Source organism: Pantoea agglomerans, from assembly GCF_021397715.1.
Taxonomy (GTDB): domain Bacteria; phylum Pseudomonadota; class Gammaproteobacteria; order Enterobacterales; family Enterobacteriaceae; genus Pantoea; species Pantoea astica.
Window position 1 is genome coordinate 1,660,615 of record NZ_CP090207.1, and the last position, 26,053, is coordinate 1,686,667.

Below are 26,053 nucleotides of genomic sequence, written 5' to 3' on the forward strand. Positions count from 1 at the left end.
TTATTAGATGGCTCTGTTTAAACCGAAATACATCACGTTCGACTGTTACGGCACGCTGATTCTGTTCGACATGGCCGGTGCCGCGCAGCGTCGCTTCAGCGACCGCATCGACCCGGCGCAGATGCACGCTTTCACCACCGACTTCTCCAGCTATCGGCTCGATGAGGTGCTGGGCGCCTGGAAACCCTATTACGACGTGGTCAGTAATGCGCTGCAGCGCACCTGTAAAAAGTGGGGCGTGAGCTGGGACAAAGCCGACAGCGACTTTATCTACACCGACTGCGCCAGCTGGGGGCCGCATCCTGATGTGCCAGCCGGGCTGGCAAAAGTGGCAGAGGAGTTTCCGCTGGTGCTGCTGACTAACTCGATGAAGGACCTGATCCCGCATCATATCCCGCGCCTCGGTGCACCCATCCATATGACGATCACCGCGGAAGAGGCGGGCGCGTACAAGCCGCAGATGAAAGGCTTTGAGTACATGCTGGAGAAGCTCGACTGTCGCCCGGATGAGATCCTCCACGTCTCCTCCAGTTTCCGCTACGACCTGATGACCGCACACGATCTCGGCATCAAACACAAAGTGTGGGTCAACCGCGGTCATGAACCGGCCAATCCGTACTATCAGTACACCGAAATTAAAGACATTGGCGGCCTGCCTGGCGTCGTTGGACTCTGAGGAAAGCGCCATGAAACTGGAATCGTTCTGGCAAGCCACCGCACCGGCCTTTAGCGGCGCCGCGACCGACCCACTGCCGTCACAGGCTGATGTGGTGGTGATTGGCGGCGGCTTCACCGGCGTCTCGGCGGCGCTCAGCCTGGCGCGCAGCGGCCTTAGCGTGGTGCTGCTGGAGAGCGGCGAAGTGATGAGTCAGGCTTCGTCGCGCAACGGCGGGCACTGCAACACCGGCGTGGCGCAGAACTTCGCTTCGCTGGTGGCGAGTCAGGGGATGGAACAGGCCAGTCGTTTCTATCGGGCGTTTGACGACGCGGTCAGCTATGTCGAACAGCTGGTACAGCACGAACAGATCGACTGCGATTTCCGCCTGTGCGGCAAGCTCAAGCTCGCCAGCAAAGCGACCCATCTCGCCGGGCTGCGCGAAGCCGCGGAGCTGATGCGCCGCACGGTCGATCCAGAGATTGAACTGCTCGACAAAGCGGCCGTCCGCCAGGAGATCGGCAGTGATAATTTTCACGGCGGCCTGCTGCAAAAGCGCGGCGGTCAGATGCACATGGGCAAGTTCGGCGTCGGGCTCGCCGAGGCGGCGGCCCGCAGCGGGGCGAGAATTTATCCTCATCATGCGGTAACCCGGCTGGAGCGCCTTAATGGCTATCAGCATCGGGTGCATACCGGGCAGGGCGAGATTGTGGCCGACAAAGTGCTGATGGCAACCGGCTGTTCCAACGTCGGCCCCTTTCCCTGGTTTCAGCGCCGCATCGTGCCGGTCGGCAGCTTTATCGTGGTCACCGAGGCGCTGGATGACGAGTTGCTGCGCCAGGTGTTACCGCACAACCGCACCTACGTCACTTCACTGAACATCGGCAACTACTTCCGCAGCACCGCCGATCGCCGGCTGGTCTTTGGTGGCCGGGCGCGCTTTGCGGTCAGTAACCCGACCTCCGATTCGCGCAGTGGCGAGATCCTGCGCCAGGCGATGGTGCAGATGTTTCCTCAGCTCAGCAATACTCCGCTGGCCTACTGCTGGGGCGGTATGGTCGATATGACGGCGGACCGGTTACCCCATGCCGGTGAGCAGGATGGGGTGTTCTATTCGCTGGGTTACAGCGGCCACGGAACCCAGATGTCGGTGTGGATGGGTCGGGTGATGGCCGATCTGCTGGCCGAAAAACAGACAGAAAACCCCTGGCAGCGCGCGTCATGGCCTGCGCTGCCCGGTTATCACGGCAAGCCATGGTTTTTGCCCCTCGCCGGGCTCTATTACAAAGCAAAGGATCGCCTGTCATAAGTTCCCGCCGGATCAGGCCACCTCCGGCCGCCGGAAGAGTTACTTCACGTTCGCTTGATGGTTTATTGAGGGTGTACAGATGAGCAAATTTGATAATAAAGAGCCTGACGCGGTTAATCCGGCACTGACGCGAATGATCACCGAAGGATCGCTGTCACGCCGTAGCCTGATGAAAATGCTCTCGGCTGGTGCGGTAATGAGCAGCGGCCTGATCGGCTTTTCCGGTGCAGCGCTGGCCGATGACAAGCCCATCAAAGGCGGCAAACTGCGGGCGGCGATGTCGAACGCTTCCGCCACTGACACACTCGATCCGGCGAAAAGCAACAACAGCGCCGATTACACCCGTCAGTACATGTTTTACAGCGGCCTGACCGAGCTGGATAAAAGCCTGATGGCACAACCGGCGCTGGCCGAATCGCTGGAGTCCAGCGATGGCATCAGCTGGCATATCAAACTGCGCCAGGGGGTTACCTTCCACGACGGCAAACCCTTTACCGCCAAAGATGTGATCTACTCGCTCAGCCGCCATAAAGATCCGGCGGTCGCGTCTAACGCCTTTAAGCTGGCCGATCAGTTCAAAACCCTCAGTGCGGTCGGCGATCATGAGGTGCTGCTGGAGCTGAGTAGCGCCAACTTCGATGTACCTTATATGCTGGCGACGCCGCCGTTCCTGATAGTGCAGGATGGCACCAAAGATTTCAGCAAGGGCATCGGTACCGGTCCGTTCATCTGCAAAGCCTTTATGCCGGGCGTGCGCTCGATCGGCACCCGCAATCCCAACTACTACAAGCCCGGTTTACCGCACCTCGATGAGATAGAGCTGATTGGCGTGACCGATGCGGCGGCGCGGGTCAATGCGCTGATGTCGGGCGATCTGCACATCGTCTCCACCCTGTCGGCGGCCGATTGCAAACGGATCAAGGCTACCAGCGACTTCGGCGTGCTGGAGAGCAAATCGGGCATGTACACCAACCTGATTGTGCGCACCGACGTCAAACCAGGCAGCAACGAAGATTTTGTGCTGGCGATGAAATATCTGCAGCCGCGTGAAATGCTGGTCAAAACCGTGCTGCAGGGCTACGGCGACGTCAGCAACGACACGCCGGTTCCGCCGTGGCATCCGCTCTACAACGCCGACCTCAAACCGCGTCCGCTCGACGTTGAGAAGGCGAAGTTCCACATCAAAAAAGCTGGCATGACCGGGTCGACGGTAGAGATCATCACCACCCCGAATATCGAAGGTGCGAATGAAGGTGGCCAGCTGATTCAGCAGATGGCACGGGGTGCTGGCATCAACTTCAAAGTGCGACGCGTGCCGTATGACGGTTACTGGTCTTCGCACTGGACCAAAGATCCGGTGGGATACGGCTCGATAAATCCGCGACCGACGCTCGACATGCTGTTCTCACAGTTTTATCTCTCTAGCGCACCGAATAATGAATCGGGCTGGAAAAACGCACAGTTTGACCAACTGGTGATGGCCGCCCGTGGCGAGCGCGATCAGGCGAAACGCAAGCAGATGTATGGCGATATGCAGACGCTGATTTATGACCATTGCGGCACCATCATCCCGACCTTTATCAGCTCGACTGACGGTTACAGCAAAAAGGTGAAGGGCGTGGAGGCCTGGCCGTCGGGCATGATGATGGGCTATCGCTTTCATGAGTTCGCCTGGCTGACCGCCTGATCCCAGCCAATCCAGTCAGACGATTTTATGGGTCTGTCTGACGCTGGGCAGTGATCTCCATCCACACGTACTACGTGTACGTTCCGGTTGTTCCGCGCAGTCCGTGTCCGGACTGCCAGCAACAATTACGCCTGGTGGGCCAGGCTCGTAATAAGGAGTACGCCGATGAACCGATACATGATGTTCCTGATTGCCCGGCGGGTCGGTGCCGGCATCCTGACTTTACTTATCGTCTCGGCGGTGGTGTTTTTTATCACCAGCCTGCTGCCAGGCGATGCGGCGCAGATGATCCTTGGACAGAACGCCACGCCGGAGACGGTGGCAGCGTTACGTCAGCAGCTGGGCCTGGATCAGCCGCTGCTGATGCGCTACTTCAGCTGGCTGGCGGGCATGGTACAGGGTGACTTTGGTACCTCGTTTGCCAGCCATCTGCCGGTCTCGCAGCTGGTGGCGCAGCGCATTCCGGCCACCTTTGAGCTGGCGGCGATCACCACCCTGATCTGCGTGCCGCTGGCCCTGATCATCGGCATCATTGCGGCGATGAATCGCGGTACCCGGCTCGACCGGGCGCTGGTGATCGGCACCATGGCGACGGTGGCGGTACCGGAGTTTCTGGTGGCAACGGTGGCGGTACTGATCTTTGCCGTCAAGCTGCACTGGGTATCGGCGATGTCGTTCGGCAGCCCGGACAGCGATCTGCTGAGCTACCTGAAAGCCTATGCACTGCCGGTGCTGACCTTGTGCTGCGTGCTGGTGGCGCAGATGGCGCGCATGACGCGCGCGGCGATCATCAACCAGCTCGACAGCCCTTATCTGGAGATGGCGCTGCTGAAAGGGGTTTCACCCCTGCGGGCGGTGCTGCGTCACGCGCTGCCGAATGCGGTCGGACCGATTGCTAACGCTATTTCACTCAGCCTCTCCTATCTGTTCGGCGGGGTGATCATTATCGAAACTATCTTCAGTTATCCCGGCCTCGCCAGCCAGCTGGTTGACGCAGTCAGTAACCGCGATCTGCCGGTAGTGCAGCTCTGCGTGATGCTGTTTGCTGCCTGTTACCTGGTGCTGCTGCTGGCGGCTGATGTCCTGACTATTGCCTTTAACCCCAAATGGAGAAGCGCATGAACAGACTCCTGCTTCCCGTCCGTTTTTTCCAGTCGCTCTCCTGGTCAGGTCGGCTGGGACTGCTGATGTCGCTGTTCTGGCTGCTGATGGCCGCCTTCGGCACCCAGCTGGCACCGCACAGCATTGATGATATCGGCGGCGGTCCGCTGATGGGCGGTCTGACGCCCGATAACCTGCTGGGCACCGACTATCTCGGGCGCGACATGCTGAGCCGTATTCTCTACGGCGCGAAGTTCTCGATCGGGCTGGCGCTCAGCGCCGCGCTGCTGGCCAGCCTGATTGGCACGCTGCTGGCGCTGCTGGCGGCGGTCGCCGGTCGCTGGCTGGAAGAGCTGCTGGGCCGCGTCAACGATGCGCTGCTGGTGCTGCCAGGCAAAGTGCTGTCGCTGATGATAGTCGCGGTATTTGGCTCGTCACTGCCGATGCTGATCCTGACGGCGGTCTTTACCTACTGGCCCGGCGCGTTCCGTATCGCTTTCGCCATGGCCAGCACGCTACGCAGCATGGATTATGTTCGTGCTTCCCGGTTACGCGGTGAAAGCCGCTGGTACATCGCGATTCACGACATTCTGCCTAATATGGTGCACCCGATGCTGACCGATTTTGGCCTGCGCTTTGTCTACATCGTGCTGCTGTTAAGCGGCCTGAGTTTCCTTGGGCTGGGCGTACAGCCGCCGTATGCCGACTGGGGCACGCTGGTGCGTGAAAATATTCAGGGACTGTTTGATGGCTCGCCCGCGGTGTTGATGCCAGCACTGGCGATTGCCAGCCTGACTATCGGGGCCAACCTGTTTATCGACAGCCTGCAGGCGATGCGTCCGATGACGCTGGCGAAGGAGGGAGCATGAACGTGACGCCACATACTGCAATGCCGGTGATATCGGTCGACAAGCTGCGGGTTACCGCGCAGACCGATCGCGGCGAAGAGATCGATCTGGTCTCCGACATTCACTTTACCGTTCAGAAGGGCGAAGTGCTGGCGCTGATTGGCGAATCCGGCTCGGGGAAAACCACCATCGCCATGGCGCTGATGGGCTATGCCCGCAGCGGCTGTCGCATCGCCGAAGGCAATATTCACGTAGCGGGTACCGACGTCAATAGCCTGTCACCGGGCCAGCTGCGCGCGTTTCGCGGTAACAAAGTCTCGTATATTGCCCAGAGCGCCGCCGCCTCCTTCAATCCCGGCATGAAGATTCTTGATCAGGTGATCGAGCCGGTGGTGATCCACGGCACCATGACCCGCAAAGCGGCCAGAGCTAAAGCGATTGGCCTGTTTCGTGAACTGGCATTGCCCGATCCGGATACCATTGGCGACCGCTTTCCGCATCAGGTTTCGGGCGGGCAGTTGCAACGACTGATGACGGCGATGGCGCTGATTGGCGATCCGGACGTGGTGATCCTCGACGAACCGACCACCGCGCTGGACGTCACCACTCAGGTGGAGGTGCTGAAAGCGTTTCGCCGGGTGGTGGCACAGCGTGGCGTCACCGCCATTTACGTCAGCCACGATCTGGCCGTGGTGGCGCAGATGGCGGATCGGATTCTGGTACTGCTGCGCGGACAGATGGCGGAGTATGGCACCACCGCGCATCTGATTGGCGCACCGCAGGCGGAATATACCCGCCTGCTGATGGAGGCGGCGCGGCAGAAAGAGCGCCCCAGCAACTGGTGTCCGGCCGCGGCCGATGTCCAGCCACTGCTGGAGGTACGCGACCTGAATGCAGGCTACGGTCCGCGCGGCAGCGACGGCCACCCGAAAGTGCGCATCCTCGAAGAGATCAACCTCAAGCTGTGGAAGGGGCAGGCCATCGGCATCATTGGTGAGTCGGGTTCCGGTAAAACCACGCTGGCGCACGCCATTGCCGGGCTGAATGCGCCGAGTCATGGCCATATTCTGTTCAACGGTCACTACATTGCTGGCGATATGCAAAAACGCCCTGACAATGAGCTGCGGCGCATTCAGTATGTGTTCCAGATGGCGGATACCGCCCTGAATCCGGCGCACAGCGTGGAGCAGATACTGTCGCGTCCGCTGACGCTGTTTCACGGACTGAGCGGGGCGGCCCGGCAACAGCGGCTCTGGCAGCTGCTGGAGCTGGTCAAATTGCCGCGCAGCGTGTTGTGGCGGCGTCCGTGGGCGCTCTCCGGCGGGCAGAAGCAGCGTGTCAATCTGGCACGGGCGCTGGCGGCTGAACCGGATCTGATCCTGTGCGATGAAGTGACCTCGGCACTGGATACCGTGGTGGCCGCCGCGGTGCTGGACTTAATCAGTGAGCTGCGCCGTGAACTCGGCCTGTCAGTGATCTTTATCAGCCATGATATGCATGCGGTACGCGCAGTATGCGATGAAATCGTGGTGATGAAGAGCGGACGAATCATCACTCAGCTGGCGCGCAACGACTACGATAAGCCGACCACGGAACTCTATTTTGAGCGGCTGAAACGGGCGGTGCCGGAACTGCGGCAGGGCTGGCTGGATGAGCATGAAGAGGTGCTGAAAGCGGAGTAAGGCTGAGGCGCGACGCGCCCCGCAGCAGCAAAGAGGCAACTGAGAATATGACAACGCCTCTGCCCGTCGTGGCAGAGGCGCGAAGCAGGAAGTGGCCGCGTTATCGGGTCGCATCCTGCCTGATAACCAATAACAGAGGTAGCAATGCTATGCCTGCACCGATTCGTTATGTACAGGACAGTGCAAACTTTCCGGAGACCGCCGATGTGGTGGTGATTGGCGCCGGTATCGCCGGGGCTGCCGCCACCTGGGAGCTGGCAAAACAGGGGCTCAGCGTGGTGTTAATCGAAAAAGGGCTGGTGGGGGCAGAGCAATCGAGCCGCAACTGGGGCTGGTGCCGCCAGCAGAACCGTGATGAGCGCGAATTGCCGCTGATCATCTATGCCCTGCAACGCTGGGGCGAACTCAACGCCGAAACCGGTGAAGAGCTCGGTTTTCGCCGCAGTGGGCTGGTCTACGCCACCCAAATTGAAGCGGATATCGCCGCGTGGGAGAAGTGGGGCCAGATGGCGAAAAGCTACGGCGTCCGCAGCGACATTCTCACCGCCGAACAGGCGAAAGCGATGACGCCTGGCAGCACCACCGCCTGGCGTGGTGGTGTCTCATCCCCGACCGATGGCCATGCCGAACCGCGCCTTGCCGCACCGGGCCTGGTGATCGGCGCGCAGAAGCACGGTGCGCTGGTATTTCAGCAGTGTGCAGTGCGCGGGCTGGATATCGCCGCAGGCCAGGTCAGCGGCGTCTGGACCGAGCGCGGCCTGATCAAAACCAGCCGGGTGATCTGTGCCGCGGGTGCCTGGACCTCGATGTTCTGCCGCCGTCACGGTATCGATCTGCCGCTGGGCAATGTGATCGGCACCGCCTTTCGCACCCAGCCGATTGAACAGGCGATTGCCATGCCGCTCTATACGCCGGGCTTCGCCTGCCGGCCACAGCTGGACGGCAGCTACACCGTGTCGGTCTCCGGACGCGGACGGCTGGAGCCAGGCGCGCAGGGGCTGCGCTATGCCCGCCAGTTCTATCCGACCTTTAAAAGCCGGCGGAAAAATCTCACCCTGAATCTCGGTATCACGCCGTTCTTCAACGGCCCGGAAGCGATGGGACGCTGGGAATTTGATCGCATGTCGCCGTTCGAACGGATGCGGATTCTCGATCCGGCGGCGGATGCGCACATTGTTGAAGAGGGGCTGGCTGCAATGCGCCGTGAATACCCGGCGCTGGCAAATCTGAAGCTGGCCCAGTCGTGGGGCGGCATGATCGACAGCACCCCGGACGCGATTCCGGTGATCTCGACGGTGGCGAAACTGCCTGGCCTGGTGTTATCCGCCGGCTACAGCGCACACGGCTTCGGCATCGGACCGGGCGCCGGACGGCTGGCTGCCGACCTCGCCACCGACGCCACCCCAATCGTTGATCCCAGACCTTACCGCTACAGCCGTCTGGTCGACGGCAGCGGACTCGAAACCCCCGGCATGATGTAAGGAGACTCCATGAGCATAACGCTACGTGCAATGACGGCAGACGACCTTGATACCTGCTACGCGATGACCCAGGCGCTGAAATGGCCGCATCGCCGCGAAGACTGGCAGCTGGCGTTGCAGTTAGGTGAGGGCACGGTAATTGAGGATCAGGGCAAACTGATCGCCAGTGCGGTGTTGTGGCGCTGGGGCGAACAGGCGGCCACCATCGGCCTGGTGATCGTCGACAATCAGCAGCAGGGACGAGGTCTCGGCAAACAGCTGATGCTGGCGCAACTGGAAAAGCTGCCCGGCTACAATGTGCGCCTGCATGCAACGGAAATGGGCAAGGGGCTGTATGAAAAGCTCGGGTTTGTCAGCTGCGGTGAGATCCGCCAGCATCAGACCCGCGCACTGGCGACGGTACCGTCGATCCAGCTGCCTGCCGGACTGGAACTGCGTCGCGCCACCGGGGCCGACCATTCATCGCTGGTGGCGCTGGATTACCAGGCGCACGGGATGCACCGTCCGGCGCTGTTTGATCACCTGCTCAGCGACACGCAGACCCTGCTGGTGCAGGATGCTGACCAGCAAATCCACGGTTTCGCCAGCCTGCGCCGCTTTGGTCACGGCTGGGCGATTGGCCCGATCATCGCCGATGATTTTCCGGTGGCGCAGGCGCTGGTCGCCGCGCTGATGCAGGGAGTAGAGGGAGAATTTCTGCGCATAGATACCGAGGCGACTCTGCCGCTGGCTGGCTGGCTCAGCACGCTGGGGCTGGAACAGGTTGACGCGCCGACCACCATGGTACGCGGAACGCCGTGGACGCCGCAGAACATGCAGGCGTTTGGCCTGATGACGCAGGCGATGGCCTGATGCAGATAGTCTATAAATCTGAGCCGGAACGCGGCCGGCTGTGGCAGCGCTGGCTGGCGCAGCAGGCACCCGATATTCAGCTGCATATCTGGCCGGAAACCGGCGAGCCGGATCGGGTTGATGCGCTGATCGCCTGGCAGCCGCCCGCCGATATCACCGCCTGTTTTCCCAATCTGAAGCTGCTGTTCTCGGTGGGTGCCGGTGCCGATCAGTTTGACCTCAATGCTCTGCCGGCCGATTTGCCGGTGGTCAGGATGATTGAACCGGGGCTGACCCAGGGCATGGTCGAATATGTCACCTTTTCGGTGCTCGGCCTGCATCGTGATATGCCGCGCTATTTGCAGCAGCAACGCCAGCAACAGTGGCTGGCGCACAGTGCGCTGCCCGCCGCGCAGCGTCGGGTTGGGGTAATGGGAATGGGCGAACTGGGCCAGGCGGCGTTGCGGCAGTTGGTGGCGCTGGGCTTTGACTGCGCGGGCTGGAGCCGGACGCCACGACAGTGCGCTGGCGTCCGCTGCTGGCACGGCGATGACCAGCTGGCCGATTTTCTGGCGCACAGCGACATCCTGGTCTGCCTGTTGCCGCTCACCACCACCACTCACGGCTTGCTCAATAGCACGCTGTTCAATCAGCTGCCTTATGGTGCCGCGCTGGTTCAGGCGGGCCGCGGTCCGCAGCTGAATCACGACCATCTGCTGCTGGCGCTGAAGAGTGGTCAGCTGCGCGCGGCGGTGATTGACGTCACCGATCCCGAACCCTTACCGGCGGATCATCCCTTCTGGCACCATCCGGCGATCTGGCTGACGCCACACATCGCCAGCCAGACCCAAAACGAGAGCGCCATTGCTGCCCTGCTGGATAACCTGCGTCGCTATCAACGCGGGGAGCCGCTGCACGGGCTGATTGACCGTTCGCGAGGATATTAAGATGGATCATTTAGTCGCGCTGCGTCGCGATCTGCACGCCCATCCGGAAACCGGGTTTAACGAGCAGCGCACCAGCGATATCGTGGCCGCCTTTCTGCATCAACTCGGCATTGAGGTGCATCGCGGCATCGGTAAAACCGGCGTTGTCGGGGTGCTGAAAAAGGGTAGCAGCGCACGGATGATCGGTCTGCGTGCTGATATGGATGCGCTGCCGATGCAGGATCAGGGTGATGCGGCGTGGAAAAGTCAGGTGGAACAGGTGAGTCACGCCTGCGGTCACGATGGTCACACCGTGATGCTGCTGGGCGCGGCGGAAGTGCTGGCACGCGATATCTCATTCGATGGCTGCGTCTGCTTTATTTTCCAGCCCGCGGAAGAGGGGCTGGCCGGGGCGAAGGCGATGATCGACGACGGATTATTCAGCCGTTTTCCCTGTGACGCGGTCTACGCGATCCACAACTGGCCGGAACTGCCGCTGGGCAGGGTACAAACCCGACCTGGCCCGATTATGGCGGCAGCCGACCGCTTCGACATCCGGGTGATCGGCGAGGGCGGCCATGCGGCACAGCCCCACCTGACGCGCGATACCCTGCTGGCAACCAGTGAACTGGTGGTGCAGCTCAATACGCTGGTGGCGCGGGCGCTCGACCCCTGCGAAACCGGGCTGTTAACCGTGACCCGCATGCAGGGCGGCTTCTCGCACAATATGATCCCGGCTGAAGCCAGCCTGACCGGCACGGTTCGCACCTTCAATCCGGCGGCACAGGCAACGCTGGAAGCACGGCTGCGCCAGATGGCAGAACACATTACCGCCGCGCACGGCCTGCGCGCCGAGGTCAGCTATCACCGCTACTACCCGGCGACCATCAACAGCGCCGCTGAAGCGCAGTTTTGTTTGCAGGCGCTCAGCCAGGCGGGTATTCCGGCCGACCTCGCGCCGCAGCCCGCGCTCACCTCAGAAGATTTCGCCTTTATGTTGCAGGCGCGTCCCGGCGCTTACCTGTGGCTGGGATCGGCACCCAGCAAGCCGCTGCATCATGCGGCCTATGACTTCAACGACGCGCTGATCCCGCATGGTATCCAGGTATTTGTCGCGCTGATTCAACAGGCGCTGGCAGAGAAATTTCCCTGCTGAAAGCCGCAGGATTTTGACAGGAAATGCCGCTGCCTGCGGAATTACGGCAGCGTAAGAAACCAACGGGTTGCGATACTTGAGCCAACCGAACGTTACGTGGATGAGGGTTTAAAATGCAGAATGTCATGGCAGAGCAGCAAGCATACTCCGATAACAGCCTGTTACTGGATGCACGCGAGCAGAACGTGCCGCGTGGCGTGGTCACCGCACATCCGTTGGTGATCGAACGCGCGAAAGGCAGCGAAGTGTGGGATGTGGAAGGCAATCGCTATCTCGACTTCGTTGGCGGTATCGGCGTGCTGAATGTCGGTCATAATCATCCGGCGGTGGTCAATGCCGTCACCCGTCAGCTGGGCATGGTTTCCCACGCCTGTTTTCAGGTGGTCGCCTATCCGGGCTACATCACGCTGGCCCAGCGGCTGAACAAGCTGGTGGGCGGAGATGAGGCCTATAAAAGCGTCTTCTTCACCAGCGGCGCCGAAGCGGTAGAAAATGCGGTGAAAATCGCCCGTTCCCATACCCAGCGCCCCGGCATTATCGCCTTTGATGGCGCTTTTCATGGCCGTACGCTGCTGGGCGTAACCCTGACCGGCATGTCTGCGCCCTATAAACAGAATTTTGGTCCGTTCCCGGGTGACATTTACCGTGTGCCTTTCCCGAACCCGCTGCACGGTATCACCGAAGCGGACTGCCTGAAGGCACTGGATCAGCTGTTCGCGGTACAGATTCTGCCGGAGCGGGTCGCGGCGATCATCATCGAGCCGGTACAGGGTGACGGCGGCTTCCTGCCCGCGGGTCCGGCATTTATGCAGGCGCTGCGTCGTATCACCAGCCAGCATGGCATTCTGCTGATCTGTGATGAGATCCAGTCCGGCTTCGGGCGTACCGGCACGATGTTCGCTTTCCAGCAGTTGGGGATCAAACCGGATTTAGTCACGCTGGCGAAAAGCCTGGGCGGCGGTCTGCCGATTTCCGGCGTTGTCGGGCGGGCAGAGATCATGGATGCCCCCACGCCTGGCGGACTCGGCGGCACCTATGGCGGCAATGCGCTGGCCTGTGCTGCGGCGCTGGCGGTACTGGACCTGTTCGAACAGGAGAATCTGTTGCAGCGTTCCTGCCAGCTCGGCGAACAGCTCAATGCGCGTCTGCGTCAGCTGGCGGATAAATATGCCTGCATTGGCGATGTGCGCGGCGTTGGCTTTATGCAGGCGGTTGAGATTCTGGACTTTGAAACCGGGCGGCCCGATGCAGCCCTGACCCAGAAGATTCTCGACAGCGCCTGCCAGGAGGGTCTGCTGCTGATTAAGTGCGGGCTGCATCGTAATACCATCCGTTTCCTGGCACCGCTGGTGACCACTGACTCGCAACTGGAAGAAGCGCTGCATATCTTCGATATTGCGCTGGCCCGCGCCACCGGCCGGTTAGGGTAAAGTCCGCTTCCTCATTGATATTGTTGGAGTAATTTGAAAACCTCCCGCTGGTATAACCACTGCTTAGCGCTGGCGCGTTTACCGTAAAGCGTGTTATATCTTCGGGAGGTTCTGCACATTTGATTAACAATGAGGGGTGCTATGAACGGCTTAATGAAACTCGACCGCATCGACATCAACATCCTGGTGCAACTCCAGAAAGATGGCCGTATCAGCAACGTTAACCTCGCCGATGCTGTAGGCCTTTCCCCCAGCCCCTGTCTGCAACGGGTCAAGCGCCTGGAACAGGCGGGCTTTATCACCGGCTATGAAGCGCACATCAACCTCACGCGCATCACCGATTCGGTGACGGTATTTACCGAAGTGACCCTCTCCGGTCATCGCCGCGAAGACTTTATGAAATTTGAAAGTGCGATGCGCGACGTCGATGAGCTGATGGAGTGCCATCTGATCACCGGCGGCTATGACTATTTGCTGCGTTTTATAACCCGCAGTATTGAGCATTACCAGGAAGTGATTGAGAAGATGCTCGACGCCCAGATCGGCATCGATAAGTACTTCAGCTATATCGTCATTAAATCACCGATCATGAAAAGCAGCGTGCCGTTGCGCTCGCTGATCAGCAAACAGAACTCGGTCGAGTTTGGTGTCTGACGGGCGGCCTCTGGTCGCTTATTCCCGCCTTCCCTCAACACGGGGAAGGGGGTGAGCGCAGGAGCCGTTTTCCCCGTGCTGTTTACCGTCACTCATCTGCTTTAGCCCGCACTGCCTGCATCCAAACCTGATTCACCGCCGTCTGTATGCCCGCCACCTCAGCCCGTTTTGACGACGCTGGCGCGCAGCGGCGACACCGCTGACCCGGCTCGCCACCAAACACAACCGCCCGCAGCATAAAATTTCATTCCCCGCTGAAATTCAGCCGCTAAAACCCCTTCTGATACGCGCTACAGTCTTAACCGTTCCGCAAACCCTTTTACACTGATTTCAACCGATACAAGGAGTTGTCATGAGCTCATTCGTGATTGCTGACCAGCAATGGCAGCGTGATGCATTTACCGTCTCCACCGCACGTCAGCGGCTCGACCTCGACTGGGTCCACCACCAGCTGGCGGAAAAGTCCTACTGGGCGCAGGGCCAGCCGCGGGCCAAAACTGAGCGGGCGATTGCCGGTTCATTGCCGTTTGGCCTCTATCACCAGCAAGCGCAGATCGGTTTTGCCCGGCTGATCACGGACTACACCCGTTTTGGCTGGCTGTGCGATGTGATGATCGATGAGAACTGGCGCGGGCACGGGCTGGGTAGCTGGCTGGCGACCTGCGTCCGTGAACATCCCGAACTGCAAACGGTGCACCGCTGGATGCTGTCAACCCGTGATGCCCATCAGGTCTACCAGCGACTCGGCTGGCGTGTGGTGCAGGATCCACAGACGCTGATGGAATTTCCTCCCTCCTGACCCTGGAGTTAACCTGAGATGCGATACCGCGTTGGCGTGGATATTGGCGGATCTTTTACCGATTTCGCCGTGCTCGATCAGCAAACCAATCAGATTCATACCCTTAAAGTCCTGTCGCGCCCGGATCAACCGGGCAGCGAAATCGTCACCGGGCTGACGCAGTTTCAGCAGCGCGATGGCATTGAACCGGCAGAGATTGGCTATTTTACCCACGGCACCACGGTCGGGATTAATGCGGTGATCCAGCGGCGCGGCGTGCGGCTGGCGCTGTTTGCGACTGAAGGCTTCTGCGATGTGCTGGAGCTGGCGCGCCTGAAAATCCCGCATATCCACGATCTCTTTTCGCGGCGTCCCGCGCCGCTGATTAGCCGCGATCGGGTGTTTGCCATCCGCGAACGCAGCGACTGTCACGGCAACGTGCTGCAAGCGGTCGATCGCCAGAGCGTGCTTGATGCGATAGAACAGGCGCGGGCGGCGGGCTGTCAGGGCATTGTGGTCTCGCTGCTGCACAGCTACCGCAACCGGCACAATGAAGCCGCAGTGAAAGCGATTATCGACGAAGTGGCCCCGGAGCTGCTGACCTCCTGTTCGGCCGACATCTGGCCAATCATCCGCGAATATGAGCGCACCATCACCGCCACCATTAACGCCTACGTTCAGCCGATGGTGATTAACTATCTCGAATCCTTTGAGCAGGCGCTGCATCGCCTTGGGGTGAAACCACCGCCGCGCATTACCAAATCAAATGGCGGCGTCATGGGCCTTGAGCAGGCGAAACGCGAATGCGTACAGATGGTGCTCTCCGGTACCGCATCAGGAGTCATCGGTGCCAGTTATCTCGCCAGCGCCTGCGGCTTTGACAAAATTCTCAGCCTCGACATCGGCGGCACCAGTGCCGACGTGGCGGTGATCGTCGATGGCAAGGTGGCGCAGGGCAACGGCGAAATCATCGGTGATTTTCCGATCTTTATTCCGTCGGTGGCGGTGACCTCGGTCGGGCAGGGCGGCGGCTCGCTGGCGTGGATTGATGGCCAGGGCGTGCTGCAGATGGGACCGGACAGCGCCGGATCACTGCCGGGACCGGTCTGCTTCCAGCGCGGCGGCACCCAGCCTACCGCTACCGATGCCTTTGCCGCCTGCGGCATGATGGGGCACGGCGCGCTCGGCTACAACGCGGTAAGCGTGGATGTGGCCGCCGCTCGTGCGGCCTGGCAACCGCTGGCGGACAGGCTCAATGTGACGGTGCAGGAAACGGCAGAGACCGCCATCCAGCTGGCGATCTCCAGCATGTACAGCGACACCAGCGGCTTGCTCTCCCGTTTTGGCCTCGATCCGCGTGAATTCTGGTTCCTCGCCTTTGGCGGCGCAGGGCCGATGATGGGCTGTTTCCTGGCCCGCGAGCTGAACATGAAAGGCGTTATCGTGCCGCTTACGCCAGGCGTTCTCTCGGCGCTCGGCGGGCTGGTGGCGGATATCCGCAATGACTTTATCCGCACCCTCTACAGTGACCTGACGCCAGCGCTGGCTGACACCTTAGCCAGCGAAGCGCAGGCGTTACAGCAACGTGCCTGCGGCTGGCTGGCGCAGGAGCACGGCAGCGAGATGCCGTACCAGCTGCAATTCAGCGCCGACATGCGCTATCGCGGCCAGTCGTTTGAAATTGAAGTGCCGCTGGAGGCGAACTGGCTGGCGACGGCTGACGTTACGGCGCTGCATCAGGCGTTTGACGCCCAGCATCAGCAGATGTTTGGTCACTGCGATCCGGAAGCGCCGGTACAGCTGATCAATCTGCGGCTGGTGATCGCTTCGCCCACCCCGAAACCGGCGATCAATCGTCTGCCGGTGGCCACCGAACCGGCTGCGGTGCTGAAGCAGGCAGACGCCTGGATCGATGGCGCATGGCATCAGGTGGATGTGGTGCTGCGGTCGGAACTGCGTGCCGGGCATCGGCTCACCGGCCCGGTGATCGTCGCTCAGGATGATTGCACCACCTGCGTGCCGCCCGGCATGTGGGTCAATGTCGACCCTTTTGGCAACCTGCTGATCACTGCGAGTGAGGCGTAATATGGCAATTGACGGACGTAACCTGCAGATCCTCGCCAACTACTGCGCGGCCGCCGCCGATGCAATGGCGTTTACCCTGATGCGCACCGCGCACTCAACCTTTGTAAAAGAGACTGAAGATTTCTCCTGCCAGATCGTCAGCCGCGACGGCTTGGCCTTCGCCTCACCACGCAGCTTCGGCGCGCCCTGGTACAGCGGCATCGACTATGCGCCGGTGCTGGCGCTGATTGCGGATTACGCCGAGGGCGATATCTGCATCACCAACGATGCCTACGCCGGTAACGTCGCGACTCACTCGCCCGATATCCATATCTGGAAACCGGTGTTTCATCAGGGCGAGATTGTCTGCTTCGTGGTCGGGCACATCCATAACACCGATGTCGGCGGCGCGGTGCCGGCCTCGCTGTCGCGTTCGCTAACCGACATCGTGCAGGAAGGGATTCGCATCCCGCCGCTGAAGATCGTCAGCAATGGCGTACTGAACGGCGATGTGGCGCGCATCATGCGGCTTAACGTGCGGGCTCCGGATCAGAACTGGGGCGATTTCAAAGCACAACTGGCGTCGGTGAACGTCGGTGAGCGCAAAATTCACGACATTATCGCCCGCTTTGGCGTGGAGGATTTCCTGCAGGGCATTGAAGGCATTCTCGATTACGCCGAAGCACAGGCGCGTAGCATTATCACCACCATTCCGGACGGCGACTATTTTTATGCCGATTACGCCGACGAAGATGGCGAAGGCGGCTATCCCTGTCGCATCGCGATTACGCTGCGGGTCAGGGGCGACCAGCTGGAGCTCGACTACACCGGCAGCGATCCTCAACTGGCTTCCTCACTGAATATGCCGACCGGCGGCCGTGAGCGCCATCCGCTGGCGCTGGTCGGCGTGACCTATGTGCTCTCCACTCTGGACCGCTCGCTGCTGCTCAACGCCGGTACGCTGCGGCCGACCCGGGCGATATTGCCGCCCGGCACGGTGATGAACTGTGAGGCCCCGGCGGCGGTGGGTATGCGCTCATTGACCTGCGCACTGTCGCAGATCGCCACGCTGGGCGTCTTCTCGCTGGCGATGCCGGACCGTCTGCCGGCTAACTCGCCCGGCGGTAACTCGATCATGAATATCCGTACCCAGACCGCCAGCCGCAGCGTGGTCGCCTCGCTCGGTCCGGTTGGCGGTGGCGCGGGCGGCACGCCGCGACATGATGGACCTGATGGCTCGGGCGGCCTCTCCGCGTTCCTGAAAAACACCCCGATTGAGATCAATGAAGCGGAGGTCCCGATTCGCTTCCACCGCTATGGACTGGCGCAGGACAGCGCCGGTGCTGGCCAGTATCGCGGCGGGTTAGCCACCGAAATGGCGTTTGAAATTTTTTCGCCCAACACCACCATTACCGCGCGTAACCGCAACCGCTCGGTATTTGCCTCGGCAGGCGTGATGGGCGGGCAGAGCGGGGCGCTCTCCTGTTTTCGCACGCTGCGCGACGGGAAGGTGATCAACCACGGCAACACCGATGTGATCGGCGCAGAGCCGGGCGATGTGGTGGAAGTGCGCGGGCCGGGCGCAGGCGGCTACGGCTTGCCGTCGCAGCGCGACCCGGAAGCGGTATTGCAGGATGTGCGCTGCGGCTTTCTCAGCCTGGACGCCGCCCGGCAGCAGTATGGCGTGGTGATCACCGATAACCAGCTGGATCAGCCCGCGACGGCCCGACTGCGCGCCGCGATGCCACAGCAGGCGAGCCAGCATTTTGAGCACGGCGCAGCGCGGCAGCGCTTTGAATCGCTCTGGACAACGCAGCGGTATCACTTGCTTACGGTTTTTCTTGCTGCGGCGCCGGTCAGCTGGCGGCACTTCCTGAAAACCCAGGTATTCCGCGCGGTGGAAGAAATAGGCGAAACGGCGGATATGGCGCAGATATTCAGTGATTTGCGTCAGCGATATCCGGCAATGGCGAACAACTAACGGCAACGCGCCATCGTCTACTACGCTTTAAGTCTGCAAGGACAACCAAGGGAAACGCGACGATGAGCATGAAAACCAGTGATTTTTTTGTCCAGCGCCTGAAAGAGTGGGGCGTCACCCGGATTTATGGCTACCCTGGCGACGGCATTAACGGCGTGCTGGGGGCGATCCAGCGCGCCAACAAAAAGGGTGATGGCATCGAGTTTATTCAGGTGCGCCACGAAGAGATGGCCGCCTTTATGGCGGCCGGTCACGCCAAATTCACCGGCGAAATGGGCGTCTGCCTGTCAACCGGCGGGCCTGGTGCCACCCATCTGCTGACCGGTCTGTATGACGCCAAAATGGACCATGCACCGGTGCTGGCGATTGCCGGTCAGGCAGAAGCCACGGCACGCGGAGCCAGTTATCAGCAGGAGATGAATCTGGATCGCGTCTTCTCAGACGTGGCGAATTTCGTTCAGGAAGCGGCGGCCCCGGCCCAGGTACGACACCTGATCGATCGCGGGGTACGCATTGCCAAAGCCCAGAACGGCGTCGCGGTGGTGATTATCCCTAAAGATATTCAGGATGAAGAGTGGCAGGCACCGCAGCATCTGCACGGCTTCACCCATTCGGGCAGCGGCTATCAGCGGCCGAAAGTGGTGCCGTATGAAGCGGATCTGCAACGGGCCGCCGACGTGCTGAACGCCGGTAAAAAAGTGGCGATTCTGATTGGTGCAGGCGCACGCAACGCGGCGGTTGAAGTGGTGCAGGCCGCCAATGTGCTGGGGGCCGGAGTCGCGAAAGCGCTGCTGGGCAAAGATGTGCTGCCGGACGACGCGCCGTTTGTCACCGGTTCGATTGGCCTGCTCGGCACCAAACCCTCGTCAGATTTGATGAAAAACTGCGATACCCTGCTGATGATTGGCAGCGGCTTCCCGTGGACCGAATTTTTGCCGGAAGAGGGCAAGGCGCGGGCGGTACAAATCGATATCGATCCGGCGATGCTCGGCCTGCGCTATCCCTGTGAAGTGAATCTGCATGGCGATGCCGCCGAAACCCTGCGCGCGCTGCTGCCGTTGCTGGAGCATAAGCAGGATCGCAGCTGGCAGGAAGATATTGCGGTTCAGGTGCGTGACTGGTGGACGCTGATGGAAGAGCGCGCGATGGCACCGGCGAATCCGGTCAATCCGCAGCGCGTGGTGTGGGAGATGTCACCGCAGTTGCCGGACAACGCGATTGTTACCTCCGATTCCGGTTCCTGCGCCAACTGGTTCGCCCGCGATTATCGGGTCAAACAGGGACAACGCGCTTCGCTCTCGGGCGGTCTGGCCTGCATGGGGGCCGCCGTGCCTTACGCCATCGCAGCGAAGTTTGCTCATCCGGAAAAACCGGTGGTGGCGCTGGTTGGGGATGGCGCGATGCAGATGAATAACATGGCGGAGCTGATCACCATTCAGAAATACTGGCAGCAGTGGGCCGACCCGCGATTGATCGTCTGCGTGTTCAACAATCAGGATCTCAATCAGGTGACCTGGGAGCAGCGGGTGATGGAAGGCAATCCGCGCTTTGACGCCTCGCAGCAGTTGCCGGATGTGAAATACGCCGGGTTTGCCGAATCGCTGGGCATGATCGGTATTTTCGTCGATAACCCTGACGATCTGGCGGCCGCCTGGCAGCGTGCGCTGAGCGCTGACCGTCCGGTGCTGCTGGAGGTGAAAACCGATCCGGAAGTGGCACCGCTGCCACCGCACATCACCTTTAAGCAGGCAAAAGCCTTTATGGCGTCGATGGCGAAAGGCGACCGTGGCGCGGCGCAAATCATCAGTGATACCGCCAGTCAGCTGCTGCATAAAAAGCATTAAGGGTTAAATCGGGCAGTGTCGCACCGCTAACCTTAGCCTTCTCTCCCCGGACGCACTCGCGTCCGGGTTTATACCCCTCTTCATCATCACTAACGGGAGTCTTAACATGGCGGCTCATACAAGCCCTGTCTGGTTTATCTCAGGATGTTCTACCGGTTTTGGTCGTGAACTGGCGCAGCAGACTATCGCGCGCGGTTTCAGGGTGGTGGTGACGGCCCGCGATACCGCAAAAGTTGCCGATCTGGTTGATGGCCATGACAATGCGCTGGCGGTGACGCTGGATGTCACGCAGCAATCCAGTATTGATCAGGCGGTGCAGGCTGCGCTGAATGCGTTCGGCACCATTGACGTACTGGTGAATAATGCCGGTTACGGTTATCAGAGCTCAGTGGAAGAGGCTGAAGAACAGGCGATCCGCGCGCAGTTCGATGCCAACGTATTCGGCCTGTTTGCCCTGACCCGCGCCGTGCTCCCTGTGATGCGCAAGGCACGCCGCGGTCATGTGATCAACATTACTTCTGTGGCGGGTTTTATCGGTTTTGCCAGCTCCGGCTACTACTCAGCCAGCAAACATGCGGTGGAAGGCTGGTCCGACTCACTGGCGCAGGAAGCGGGTCCGCTGGGCATTCACGTCACCTGCGTGGAGCCGGGACCGTTCCGCACCGACTGGGCGGGCCGCTCGCTGCATCAGACCCCAAGCACCTTACCGGAATATGCCGATACCGCGGCCGCCCGGATGAAAGCTACCGCCGAATACAGCGGCACCCAGAAAGGCGATCCTGCCCGTGCGGCGCAGGCCATGATTGCAATTACCGAGCATGATAATCCGCCACGCCATCTGGTGATGGGCGCATGGGGATATGAGGCGGTAACCAGCAAACTCAAAGAGCGGCTGGCGCAGATTGAAGCGTGGAAACAGACGTCGGTGGAGACTGATTTTCCGGAGTAGAACTTATTACTGTGCGGGTGGCAGAAAGCCGCCCGTGCGCGTGTGAGCCTGAAGTCGTTAAAAACAGGAAAGGCCCGTTTATCGGGCCTTCAGGAACTAAGCGCGTACCTTAGCTTTCTACATTTCGCGCGCATTCAGTTCTTGCAGCTTGCGGCGCAGCAGGGCAGAGGAGGAGCGTTTTCTCGCCTGAGCTAACTGAGCTTTGATGGCAGGCAGATCGGGATTGGCCAGCCACTCAGCTATCAATAGTGCTCTTAACTCCTTATACCGGGTTTCGACCGGAGCCAAAGGGGTTATTTCATCGTGTTTATTGTAAAACGACATAGCAAGCTCTCCCTGTAGTCACGACTTTATAAGCCCGGAAACAGTCCGGGATTAAAGGTTGCGGCGCTTTTTTTGACAACCCTGTTCGGGGATGGTAGCGCAGTTCGTTTTTTAACCCAAGTACGGCGTCGTAGATCTCCTCCAGGGGAGTCGGACGGTTGCGGTCAACGACCTCTCCTGACGCAGCCTGGAAAATAAACCCGCCAATAAAGAAACGTTCATTGTGTGCCATTAACGCCAGTACTACGCTTTTTAAAACGACAGCACTACCTAATCCGGCAAAGCTGACATGGCGAAAATCGCCCAGGCACCCCAGACCATCGAACACGTCAAAGCAGACCTCCGCCAGGCCGTTAACCGGAAAGGAGACGCCTTGTGGCATCCGGTATCCGATACGGGTAAAAGTCTGTTCATCCAGCAGATTGCCAACGATGACGGTGTAGGTCTCATTACCGGCAACAAACACGTAGCTGTGATGAACACGGCGATCGTAAATAAACCTTTTTCGCCTGATGTTGTAATCTTCGAGAAAAATCTCTTCTTCTATGCGCACTTGTCATCCCTGTATGCAGCCTGTGAATCTTTAAGCAACGATTCTTCTGCTCCTGCCCGGCTCCGTCAAATATCCATATAAAAAATGTGGATACCCATTCCAGGGTAACCGCCGCTGTTGCTACGTATCGACCCCATTTTGCGACTCTTGCCGCACTTCACTTTTGTGATGCGCTCCGTAATCGCGCACGCCTGCGTCATCATCGTGCTGAAAAAATAAACAGAGACCCGCGTCCGGCATCATAAGAATTCGATCTTGTATCCCAGGCCGTATTCCATCTGGCATCCCCGTTTCAGACCGCGCTGTTCACCGCTAACTGGCACGCTTCCTGCACCTTTCTGCACTTAGTAATCGGGAAGACTTTTGGCGAGGTTCACATGTTTGACTCCTTATTAGATGAAGATGCGACCACCCTGGCGGCACTGGTCCGCCGCGGTGAGGTCTCGGCCAGCGAACTGACCCAGGCGGCGCTGACGCGGATGGAACGGCGTGAACCGGATATCCAGGCGTTTTGTACTCCGACGCCGGACCTTGCGCTGGCACAGGCGAAGGCGCTGGATGCGCGGCGGGCGCGGGGTGAAACGCTGGGTGCGCTGGCGGGCGTGCCGCTGGCGGTGAAAGATTTGATCTCTACCGCCAGCGTCCGCACCACCTCCGGTTCGGCGGCATACCAGGATTTCATACCTGAAGACGATGATATTACGGTCGAGCGACTGCTGGCCGCCGACGCCATTCTGCTGGGAAAAACCACCGCGCCCGAGTTTGGGTACAGCGGTGTCGGACACAATCCTCTGTTCCCGTCGCCGCGCAATCCGTGGGACCTGACCAGGACCCCTGGCGGCTCTAGTGCCGGATCGGGCGCGGCAGTGGCGGCGCGGCTCTGTCCAATCGCGCTGGGCAGTGATGGCGGCGGCTCGGTGCGCATTCCGGCGGCGCACTGCGGCATATATGGTTTCAAAGCCTCAATGGGACGCGTGCCGCTGTGGCCCGGCTGCCGCGATGAACGCTATCCGGGCGTCTCCAGTTGGGAGTCGCTGGAGCACATTGGCCCGATGACGCGCACGGTGCGCGACGCCGCCCTGATGATGTCGCTGATGGCGGGCCCGGATATGCGCGATCGCCACTCCATTCCCTGCAGCGACGTTGACTGGCTGGGCGCGCCCGGCCAGCCGGTCGAAAAACTGCGCATCGCCTTTAGCGCCGATTTTGGTTACGTGGCGGTCGATCCCGAGGTGCGCGCTGTGGTCAGTGCCGCCGCGCAGCGTTTTGCTGAGGAGATCGGTGCGGAGCTGGAGCTGGCCGATCCCGGATTCCGCGATCCTTCGGCGGCCTTTGGTGCGCTGGTGGCGATGGAAAGCGATCTCAGCGGGATGCGCAGGATGATGGAACAGCAGGGCGATCGGATGTCGCCGCACCTGGTCGCCATGCTGCAACGCGACTGGCGGGCCGAAACCTTTACCGACGCCATTACCACCCGCAAAGCGGTCAGCAACAGCCTGTGGCGCTTTATGCAGCGCTACGATCTGCTGATCACGCCGACGCTGGCGGTGCCGCCGTTTGCGCTCGGTATGCAGGGACCGGAAATCATTGATGGTCGTATGGTCCGCAGCGATCACTGGCTGTCGTTCTGCTTCCCGTTCAACTTCACCGGCCAGCCTGCGGCCTCGGTGCCCGCCGGGTTCACCGCCAGCGGCCTGCCGGTGGGGCTGCAAATCGTCGGACGGCATCTTGATGATGCCTTAGTGCTGGCTGCCAGCGCGGCTTTCGAGCGCATTCAGCCGTGGAACCACCTTCAACCTGGAATCGCCCAATGAAAAATGCTTCTGCGCCTGCGTTAGAACAGGAATTTGAACATCAGCCGGTGCCGCTGTCGCACCGCCACTCCACCCGCTCCGTCTCGGCGGTCTGGTTCGGTTTCCCGATGATCCTGACCAACGCGCTGTTTGGCGGCATCATCACCTGGCACCTGGGCTTCTGGCCGGCGTTGATCGCCATTCTGCTCGGCAATCTGGTGCTGTTCGCCTACGTCGGCGCGCTGAGCTGGTACGCCGGTAACACCGGGATGAACTTTGCCTTACAGGCGCGCCGCACCTTTGGCAGCAAAGGTTACATTCTGGTCTCCGGCTTTCTCTCAACGGTGGTGATTGGCTGGTACGCCTTCCAGACCGGCCTGACCGGCACGGTGATCAATCAGACTTTTGGCTGGAATGCGCTGGCGGTCACCGCCTTTGCCATGGTGCTTTATACCGCCATTACCTTCCTCGGGGTGCGTGCGCTGTCGGTGCTGGGGATGATCGCCGCGCCGCTGTTTGTGGTGCTGGGCGGAGTGGCGCTGTGGCTGATAGGCCAGCAGCATGACTTCAGCACGGTGACTCACTGGCAGGGCAGCGCCAGTGCGGCGGGCGCGATGAGTATGGGCACCGCCGTCACCATGGTGGTGGCGGGCTTTGCCGACTCCGGCACCATGACCGCCGACTTTACCCGCTGGTCGAAAAACGGCCGTTCGGCGGTGATCGCAGCGTTTTCCGCCTTTCCGGTGGCGAACGTCATCTCTTATCTGTTTGGTGTGGTCATCGTTGCGGTCGGCGCGGCGGTCGATCCGCTGACCAACGGCGGCAACTTTCTGCCGATGCTGATGGGGCACAGCGCCTTTTTATCGGTGGTGGCCTGTCTGTTCGTGTTTATTAACCTCGGCTCGGTCTGCACCCACTGCCTGTATAACGGCGCGGTGGGCTTCAGCCATCTGTTCAGCAGTAAAATGCGCCTCTGGACGCTGATCCTGGGCGCGATCGGCGGGGCGCTGGCGCTGGCGGGCGTCTGGTCTTACTTCCTGGACTGGCTCAGCCTGCTGGGCATTGTGGTGCCGCCGTTTGGTGCAGTGATGATTGTTGACCTGATTTTCATGGCGAAAATCAGCGAGCAGCGACCGTCGCAGCGTTTTCGCGCTACCGCTTTTGCGGCCTGGGCAATCGGAAGCCTGTGTGCCGTTATCGCCCATCTGGCCTTTCCGCAGTTGGGTGAGGCGGTGATCGGCCTGGTGACCGCCGCGCTCAGTTACAGCCTGATTAGCCGGGTGCGTGCGCCGCGACCGGTGATGGAGAAGAAAAATGCCTGATTACAGCGTCAACTCAACCCCCTACGCCTGGCCGTTTGACGGTGGCTTCAGCCCGGCCGATACCGCGCTGGTGGTGATTGATATGCAGACTGACTTCTGCGGCGTCGGCGGCTATGTCGATACCATGGGCTACGATGTGGCGCTGACCCGCGCCCCGATTGCGCCGTTGCAGCAGGTGCTGGCGGCGATGCGCGCCCGGCAGTTTCCGATCATTCATACCCGCGAAGGGCACCGGCCCGACCTCAGCGACTTACCGGCCAATAAGCACTGGCGCTCGCGACGGATGAAGGCGGGCATTGGTGATGACGGGCCGTGCGGCCGTATTCTGGTGCGCGGCGAACCCGGCTGGGAGATTATCCCGGAGCTGGCGCCGTTGCCGGGCGAGGTGGTGATCGATAAACCGGGCAAAGGCTCGTTTTACGCCACCGATCTGGAGCTGATCCTGCGCAGCCGCCACATCCGCAATTTGATCCTCACCGGCATCACCACCGATGTCTGCGTGCACACCACGCTGCGGGAGGCCAACGACCGCGGATTTGAATGTCTGGTGCTGTCCGACTGCTGCGCCGCCACCGAGCGGCGACATCATGAGGCGGCGCTGAGCATGATCCATATGCAGGGCGGAATTTTTGGCGCGGTTGCCAGTTCGGCAGCCTTGCTGGATAGCCTTGGCGGATAACGCCTG

22 protein-coding genes are annotated in these 26,053 nt (G+C 60.6%); 20 read left to right on the forward strand and 2 right to left on the reverse strand.

What is annotated here, in order from left to right; translation table 11 throughout:
- Nucleotides 1-7: 7 nt before the first annotated feature.
- The 17 genes from LZU96_RS07745 (at nucleotide 8) to LZU96_RS07825 (ending at nucleotide 21,376) form a co-directional block, all read left to right on the forward strand.
- The gene (locus tag LZU96_RS07745; RefSeq protein ID WP_233987749.1) at nucleotides 8-676 is read left to right on the forward strand and encodes a haloacid dehalogenase type II; all 669 of its coding nucleotides are present in this window, start codon (nucleotides 8-10) and stop codon (nucleotides 674-676) included.
- 10 nt (nucleotides 677-686) lie between these two features.
- Nucleotides 687-1,964, forward strand: a complete 1,278-nt coding sequence (locus LZU96_RS07750; protein WP_233987750.1) for an NAD(P)/FAD-dependent oxidoreductase — start codon at nucleotides 687-689, stop codon at nucleotides 1,962-1,964.
- Between the two features lie 79 nt (nucleotides 1,965-2,043).
- The gene (locus tag LZU96_RS07755) at nucleotides 2,044-3,651 is read left to right on the forward strand and encodes an ABC transporter substrate-binding protein (RefSeq protein ID WP_233987751.1); all 1,608 of its coding nucleotides are present in this window, start codon (nucleotides 2,044-2,046) and stop codon (nucleotides 3,649-3,651) included.
- A 165-nt stretch (nucleotides 3,652-3,816) separates the two neighbouring features.
- Nucleotides 3,817-4,773 (forward strand): ABC transporter permease, encoded by a 957-nt coding sequence (locus tag LZU96_RS07760; protein ID WP_233987752.1) that lies wholly within the window; start codon nucleotides 3,817-3,819, stop codon nucleotides 4,771-4,773.
- A complete protein-coding gene (locus tag LZU96_RS07765) occupies nucleotides 4,770-5,621 on the forward strand; it encodes an ABC transporter permease (protein WP_233987753.1) in 852 nt (283 codons plus the stop codon). Before LZU96_RS07760 ends, LZU96_RS07765 begins: the two co-directional genes overlap by 4 nt.
- On the forward strand, nucleotides 5,618-7,282 hold the full coding sequence (locus tag LZU96_RS07770) for an ABC transporter ATP-binding protein (RefSeq protein ID WP_233987754.1): 1,665 nt from the start codon (nucleotides 5,618-5,620) through the stop codon (nucleotides 7,280-7,282). Before LZU96_RS07765 ends, LZU96_RS07770 begins: the two co-directional genes overlap by 4 nt.
- A gap of 149 nt (nucleotides 7,283-7,431) precedes the next feature.
- A complete protein-coding gene (locus LZU96_RS07775) occupies nucleotides 7,432-8,763 on the forward strand; it encodes an NAD(P)/FAD-dependent oxidoreductase (RefSeq protein WP_233987755.1) in 1,332 nt (443 codons plus the stop codon).
- A 9-nt stretch (nucleotides 8,764-8,772) separates the two neighbouring features.
- Entirely contained in the window at nucleotides 8,773-9,615 is an 843-nt protein-coding gene (locus LZU96_RS07780) for a GNAT family N-acetyltransferase (RefSeq protein ID WP_233987756.1), read from the forward strand.
- Nucleotides 9,615-10,541: a 2-hydroxyacid dehydrogenase gene (locus LZU96_RS07785; RefSeq protein WP_233987757.1), complete on the forward strand. Its 927-nt coding sequence runs from the start codon at nucleotides 9,615-9,617 to the stop codon at nucleotides 10,539-10,541. The genes LZU96_RS07780 and LZU96_RS07785 overlap by 1 nt, the downstream gene beginning before the upstream one ends.
- A gap of 1 nt (nucleotide 10,542) precedes the next feature.
- Nucleotides 10,543-11,676, forward strand: a complete 1,134-nt coding sequence (locus LZU96_RS07790) for a M20 aminoacylase family protein (protein ID WP_233987758.1) — start codon at nucleotides 10,543-10,545, stop codon at nucleotides 11,674-11,676.
- Between the two features lie 113 nt (nucleotides 11,677-11,789).
- On the forward strand, nucleotides 11,790-13,106 hold the full coding sequence (gabT, locus tag LZU96_RS07795) for a 4-aminobutyrate--2-oxoglutarate transaminase (protein WP_233987759.1): 1,317 nt from the start codon (nucleotides 11,790-11,792) through the stop codon (nucleotides 13,104-13,106).
- Nucleotides 13,107-13,247: 141 nt separating this feature from the next.
- The gene (locus LZU96_RS07800; RefSeq protein WP_094121843.1) at nucleotides 13,248-13,760 is read left to right on the forward strand and encodes an Lrp/AsnC family transcriptional regulator; all 513 of its coding nucleotides are present in this window, start codon (nucleotides 13,248-13,250) and stop codon (nucleotides 13,758-13,760) included.
- A 352-nt stretch (nucleotides 13,761-14,112) separates the two neighbouring features.
- Complete coding sequence (locus LZU96_RS07805) at nucleotides 14,113-14,559, forward strand: GNAT family N-acetyltransferase (RefSeq protein ID WP_233987760.1); 447 nt, start codon at nucleotides 14,113-14,115, stop codon at nucleotides 14,557-14,559.
- 18 nt (nucleotides 14,560-14,577) lie between these two features.
- Nucleotides 14,578-16,623, forward strand: a complete 2,046-nt coding sequence (locus tag LZU96_RS07810) for a hydantoinase/oxoprolinase family protein (RefSeq protein ID WP_233987761.1) — start codon at nucleotides 14,578-14,580, stop codon at nucleotides 16,621-16,623.
- Nucleotide 16,624: 1 nt separating this feature from the next.
- Entirely contained in the window at nucleotides 16,625-18,583 is a 1,959-nt protein-coding gene (locus LZU96_RS07815) for a hydantoinase B/oxoprolinase family protein (protein WP_233987762.1), read from the forward strand.
- Between the two features lie 62 nt (nucleotides 18,584-18,645).
- Complete coding sequence (locus LZU96_RS07820; protein WP_233987763.1) at nucleotides 18,646-20,427, forward strand: thiamine pyrophosphate-requiring protein; 1,782 nt, start codon at nucleotides 18,646-18,648, stop codon at nucleotides 20,425-20,427.
- A gap of 106 nt (nucleotides 20,428-20,533) precedes the next feature.
- Complete coding sequence (locus tag LZU96_RS07825; RefSeq protein ID WP_233987764.1) at nucleotides 20,534-21,376, forward strand: oxidoreductase; 843 nt, start codon at nucleotides 20,534-20,536, stop codon at nucleotides 21,374-21,376.
- Nucleotides 21,377-21,493: 117 nt separating this feature from the next.
- Here the strand turns inward: LZU96_RS07825 and LZU96_RS07830 are convergent, their stop codons facing one another.
- A complete protein-coding gene (locus tag LZU96_RS07830) occupies nucleotides 21,494-21,700 on the reverse strand; it encodes a hypothetical protein (RefSeq protein WP_233987765.1) in 207 nt (68 codons plus the stop codon).
- Nucleotides 21,684-22,253 (reverse strand): hypothetical protein, encoded by a 570-nt coding sequence (locus tag LZU96_RS07835; RefSeq protein WP_233987766.1) that lies wholly within the window; start codon nucleotides 22,251-22,253, stop codon nucleotides 21,684-21,686. The genes LZU96_RS07830 and LZU96_RS07835 overlap by 17 nt, the downstream gene beginning before the upstream one ends.
- Before the next feature lie 377 nt (nucleotides 22,254-22,630).
- Between LZU96_RS07835 and LZU96_RS07840 the strand changes: the two genes are divergently transcribed.
- Genes LZU96_RS07840 through LZU96_RS07850 form a run of 3 tightly spaced genes read left to right on the forward strand, consistent with a single transcriptional unit; the run spans nucleotide 22,631 to nucleotide 26,047 of the window.
- The gene (locus tag LZU96_RS07840) at nucleotides 22,631-24,067 is read left to right on the forward strand and encodes an amidase (protein WP_233987767.1); all 1,437 of its coding nucleotides are present in this window, start codon (nucleotides 22,631-22,633) and stop codon (nucleotides 24,065-24,067) included.
- Nucleotides 24,064-25,368 carry a purine-cytosine permease family protein gene (locus LZU96_RS07845; RefSeq protein ID WP_233987768.1) on the forward strand — a complete coding sequence of 435 codons (1,305 nt, stop codon included), beginning with the start codon at nucleotides 24,064-24,066 and terminating at the stop codon, nucleotides 25,366-25,368. Before LZU96_RS07840 ends, LZU96_RS07845 begins: the two co-directional genes overlap by 4 nt.
- A complete protein-coding gene (locus LZU96_RS07850) occupies nucleotides 25,361-26,047 on the forward strand; it encodes a cysteine hydrolase family protein (RefSeq protein ID WP_233987769.1) in 687 nt (228 codons plus the stop codon). Before LZU96_RS07845 ends, LZU96_RS07850 begins: the two co-directional genes overlap by 8 nt.
- The last annotated feature ends 6 nt before the right edge of the window (nucleotides 26,048-26,053 follow it).

Excerpts from the sequence above, each read along its gene's own strand:
- LZU96_RS07745 (WP_233987749.1), top strand. The coding sequence starts at position 8 with ATGGCTCTGTTTAAACCGAAATACATCACGTTCGACTGTTACGGCACG.
- LZU96_RS07750 (WP_233987750.1), top strand. The coding sequence starts at position 687 with ATGAAACTGGAATCGTTCTGGCAAGCCACCGCACCGGCCTTTAGCGGC.
- LZU96_RS07755 (WP_233987751.1), top strand. The coding sequence starts at position 2,044 with ATGAGCAAATTTGATAATAAAGAGCCTGACGCGGTTAATCCGGCACTG.
- LZU96_RS07760 (WP_233987752.1), top strand. The coding sequence starts at position 3,817 with ATGAACCGATACATGATGTTCCTGATTGCCCGGCGGGTCGGTGCCGGC.
- LZU96_RS07765 (WP_233987753.1), top strand. The coding sequence starts at position 4,770 with ATGAACAGACTCCTGCTTCCCGTCCGTTTTTTCCAGTCGCTCTCCTGG.
- LZU96_RS07770 (WP_233987754.1), top strand. The coding sequence starts at position 5,618 with ATGAACGTGACGCCACATACTGCAATGCCGGTGATATCGGTCGACAAG.
- LZU96_RS07775 (WP_233987755.1), top strand. The coding sequence starts at position 7,432 with ATGCCTGCACCGATTCGTTATGTACAGGACAGTGCAAACTTTCCGGAG.
- LZU96_RS07780 (WP_233987756.1), top strand. The coding sequence starts at position 8,773 with ATGAGCATAACGCTACGTGCAATGACGGCAGACGACCTTGATACCTGC.
- LZU96_RS07785 (WP_233987757.1), top strand. The coding sequence starts at position 9,615 with ATGCAGATAGTCTATAAATCTGAGCCGGAACGCGGCCGGCTGTGGCAG.
- LZU96_RS07790 (WP_233987758.1), top strand. The coding sequence starts at position 10,543 with ATGGATCATTTAGTCGCGCTGCGTCGCGATCTGCACGCCCATCCGGAA.
- gabT (WP_233987759.1), top strand. The coding sequence starts at position 11,790 with ATGCAGAATGTCATGGCAGAGCAGCAAGCATACTCCGATAACAGCCTG.
- LZU96_RS07800 (WP_094121843.1), top strand. The coding sequence starts at position 13,248 with ATGAACGGCTTAATGAAACTCGACCGCATCGACATCAACATCCTGGTG.
- LZU96_RS07805 (WP_233987760.1), top strand. The coding sequence starts at position 14,113 with ATGAGCTCATTCGTGATTGCTGACCAGCAATGGCAGCGTGATGCATTT.
- LZU96_RS07810 (WP_233987761.1), top strand. The coding sequence starts at position 14,578 with ATGCGATACCGCGTTGGCGTGGATATTGGCGGATCTTTTACCGATTTC.
- LZU96_RS07815 (WP_233987762.1), top strand. The coding sequence starts at position 16,625 with ATGGCAATTGACGGACGTAACCTGCAGATCCTCGCCAACTACTGCGCG.
- LZU96_RS07820 (WP_233987763.1), top strand. The coding sequence starts at position 18,646 with ATGAGCATGAAAACCAGTGATTTTTTTGTCCAGCGCCTGAAAGAGTGG.
- LZU96_RS07825 (WP_233987764.1), top strand. The coding sequence starts at position 20,534 with ATGGCGGCTCATACAAGCCCTGTCTGGTTTATCTCAGGATGTTCTACC.
- LZU96_RS07830 (WP_233987765.1), bottom strand. The coding sequence starts at position 21,700 with ATGTCGTTTTACAATAAACACGATGAAATAACCCCTTTGGCTCCGGTC.
- LZU96_RS07840 (WP_233987767.1), top strand. The coding sequence starts at position 22,631 with ATGTTTGACTCCTTATTAGATGAAGATGCGACCACCCTGGCGGCACTG.
- LZU96_RS07845 (WP_233987768.1), top strand. The coding sequence starts at position 24,064 with ATGAAAAATGCTTCTGCGCCTGCGTTAGAACAGGAATTTGAACATCAG.
- LZU96_RS07850 (WP_233987769.1), top strand. The coding sequence starts at position 25,361 with ATGCCTGATTACAGCGTCAACTCAACCCCCTACGCCTGGCCGTTTGAC.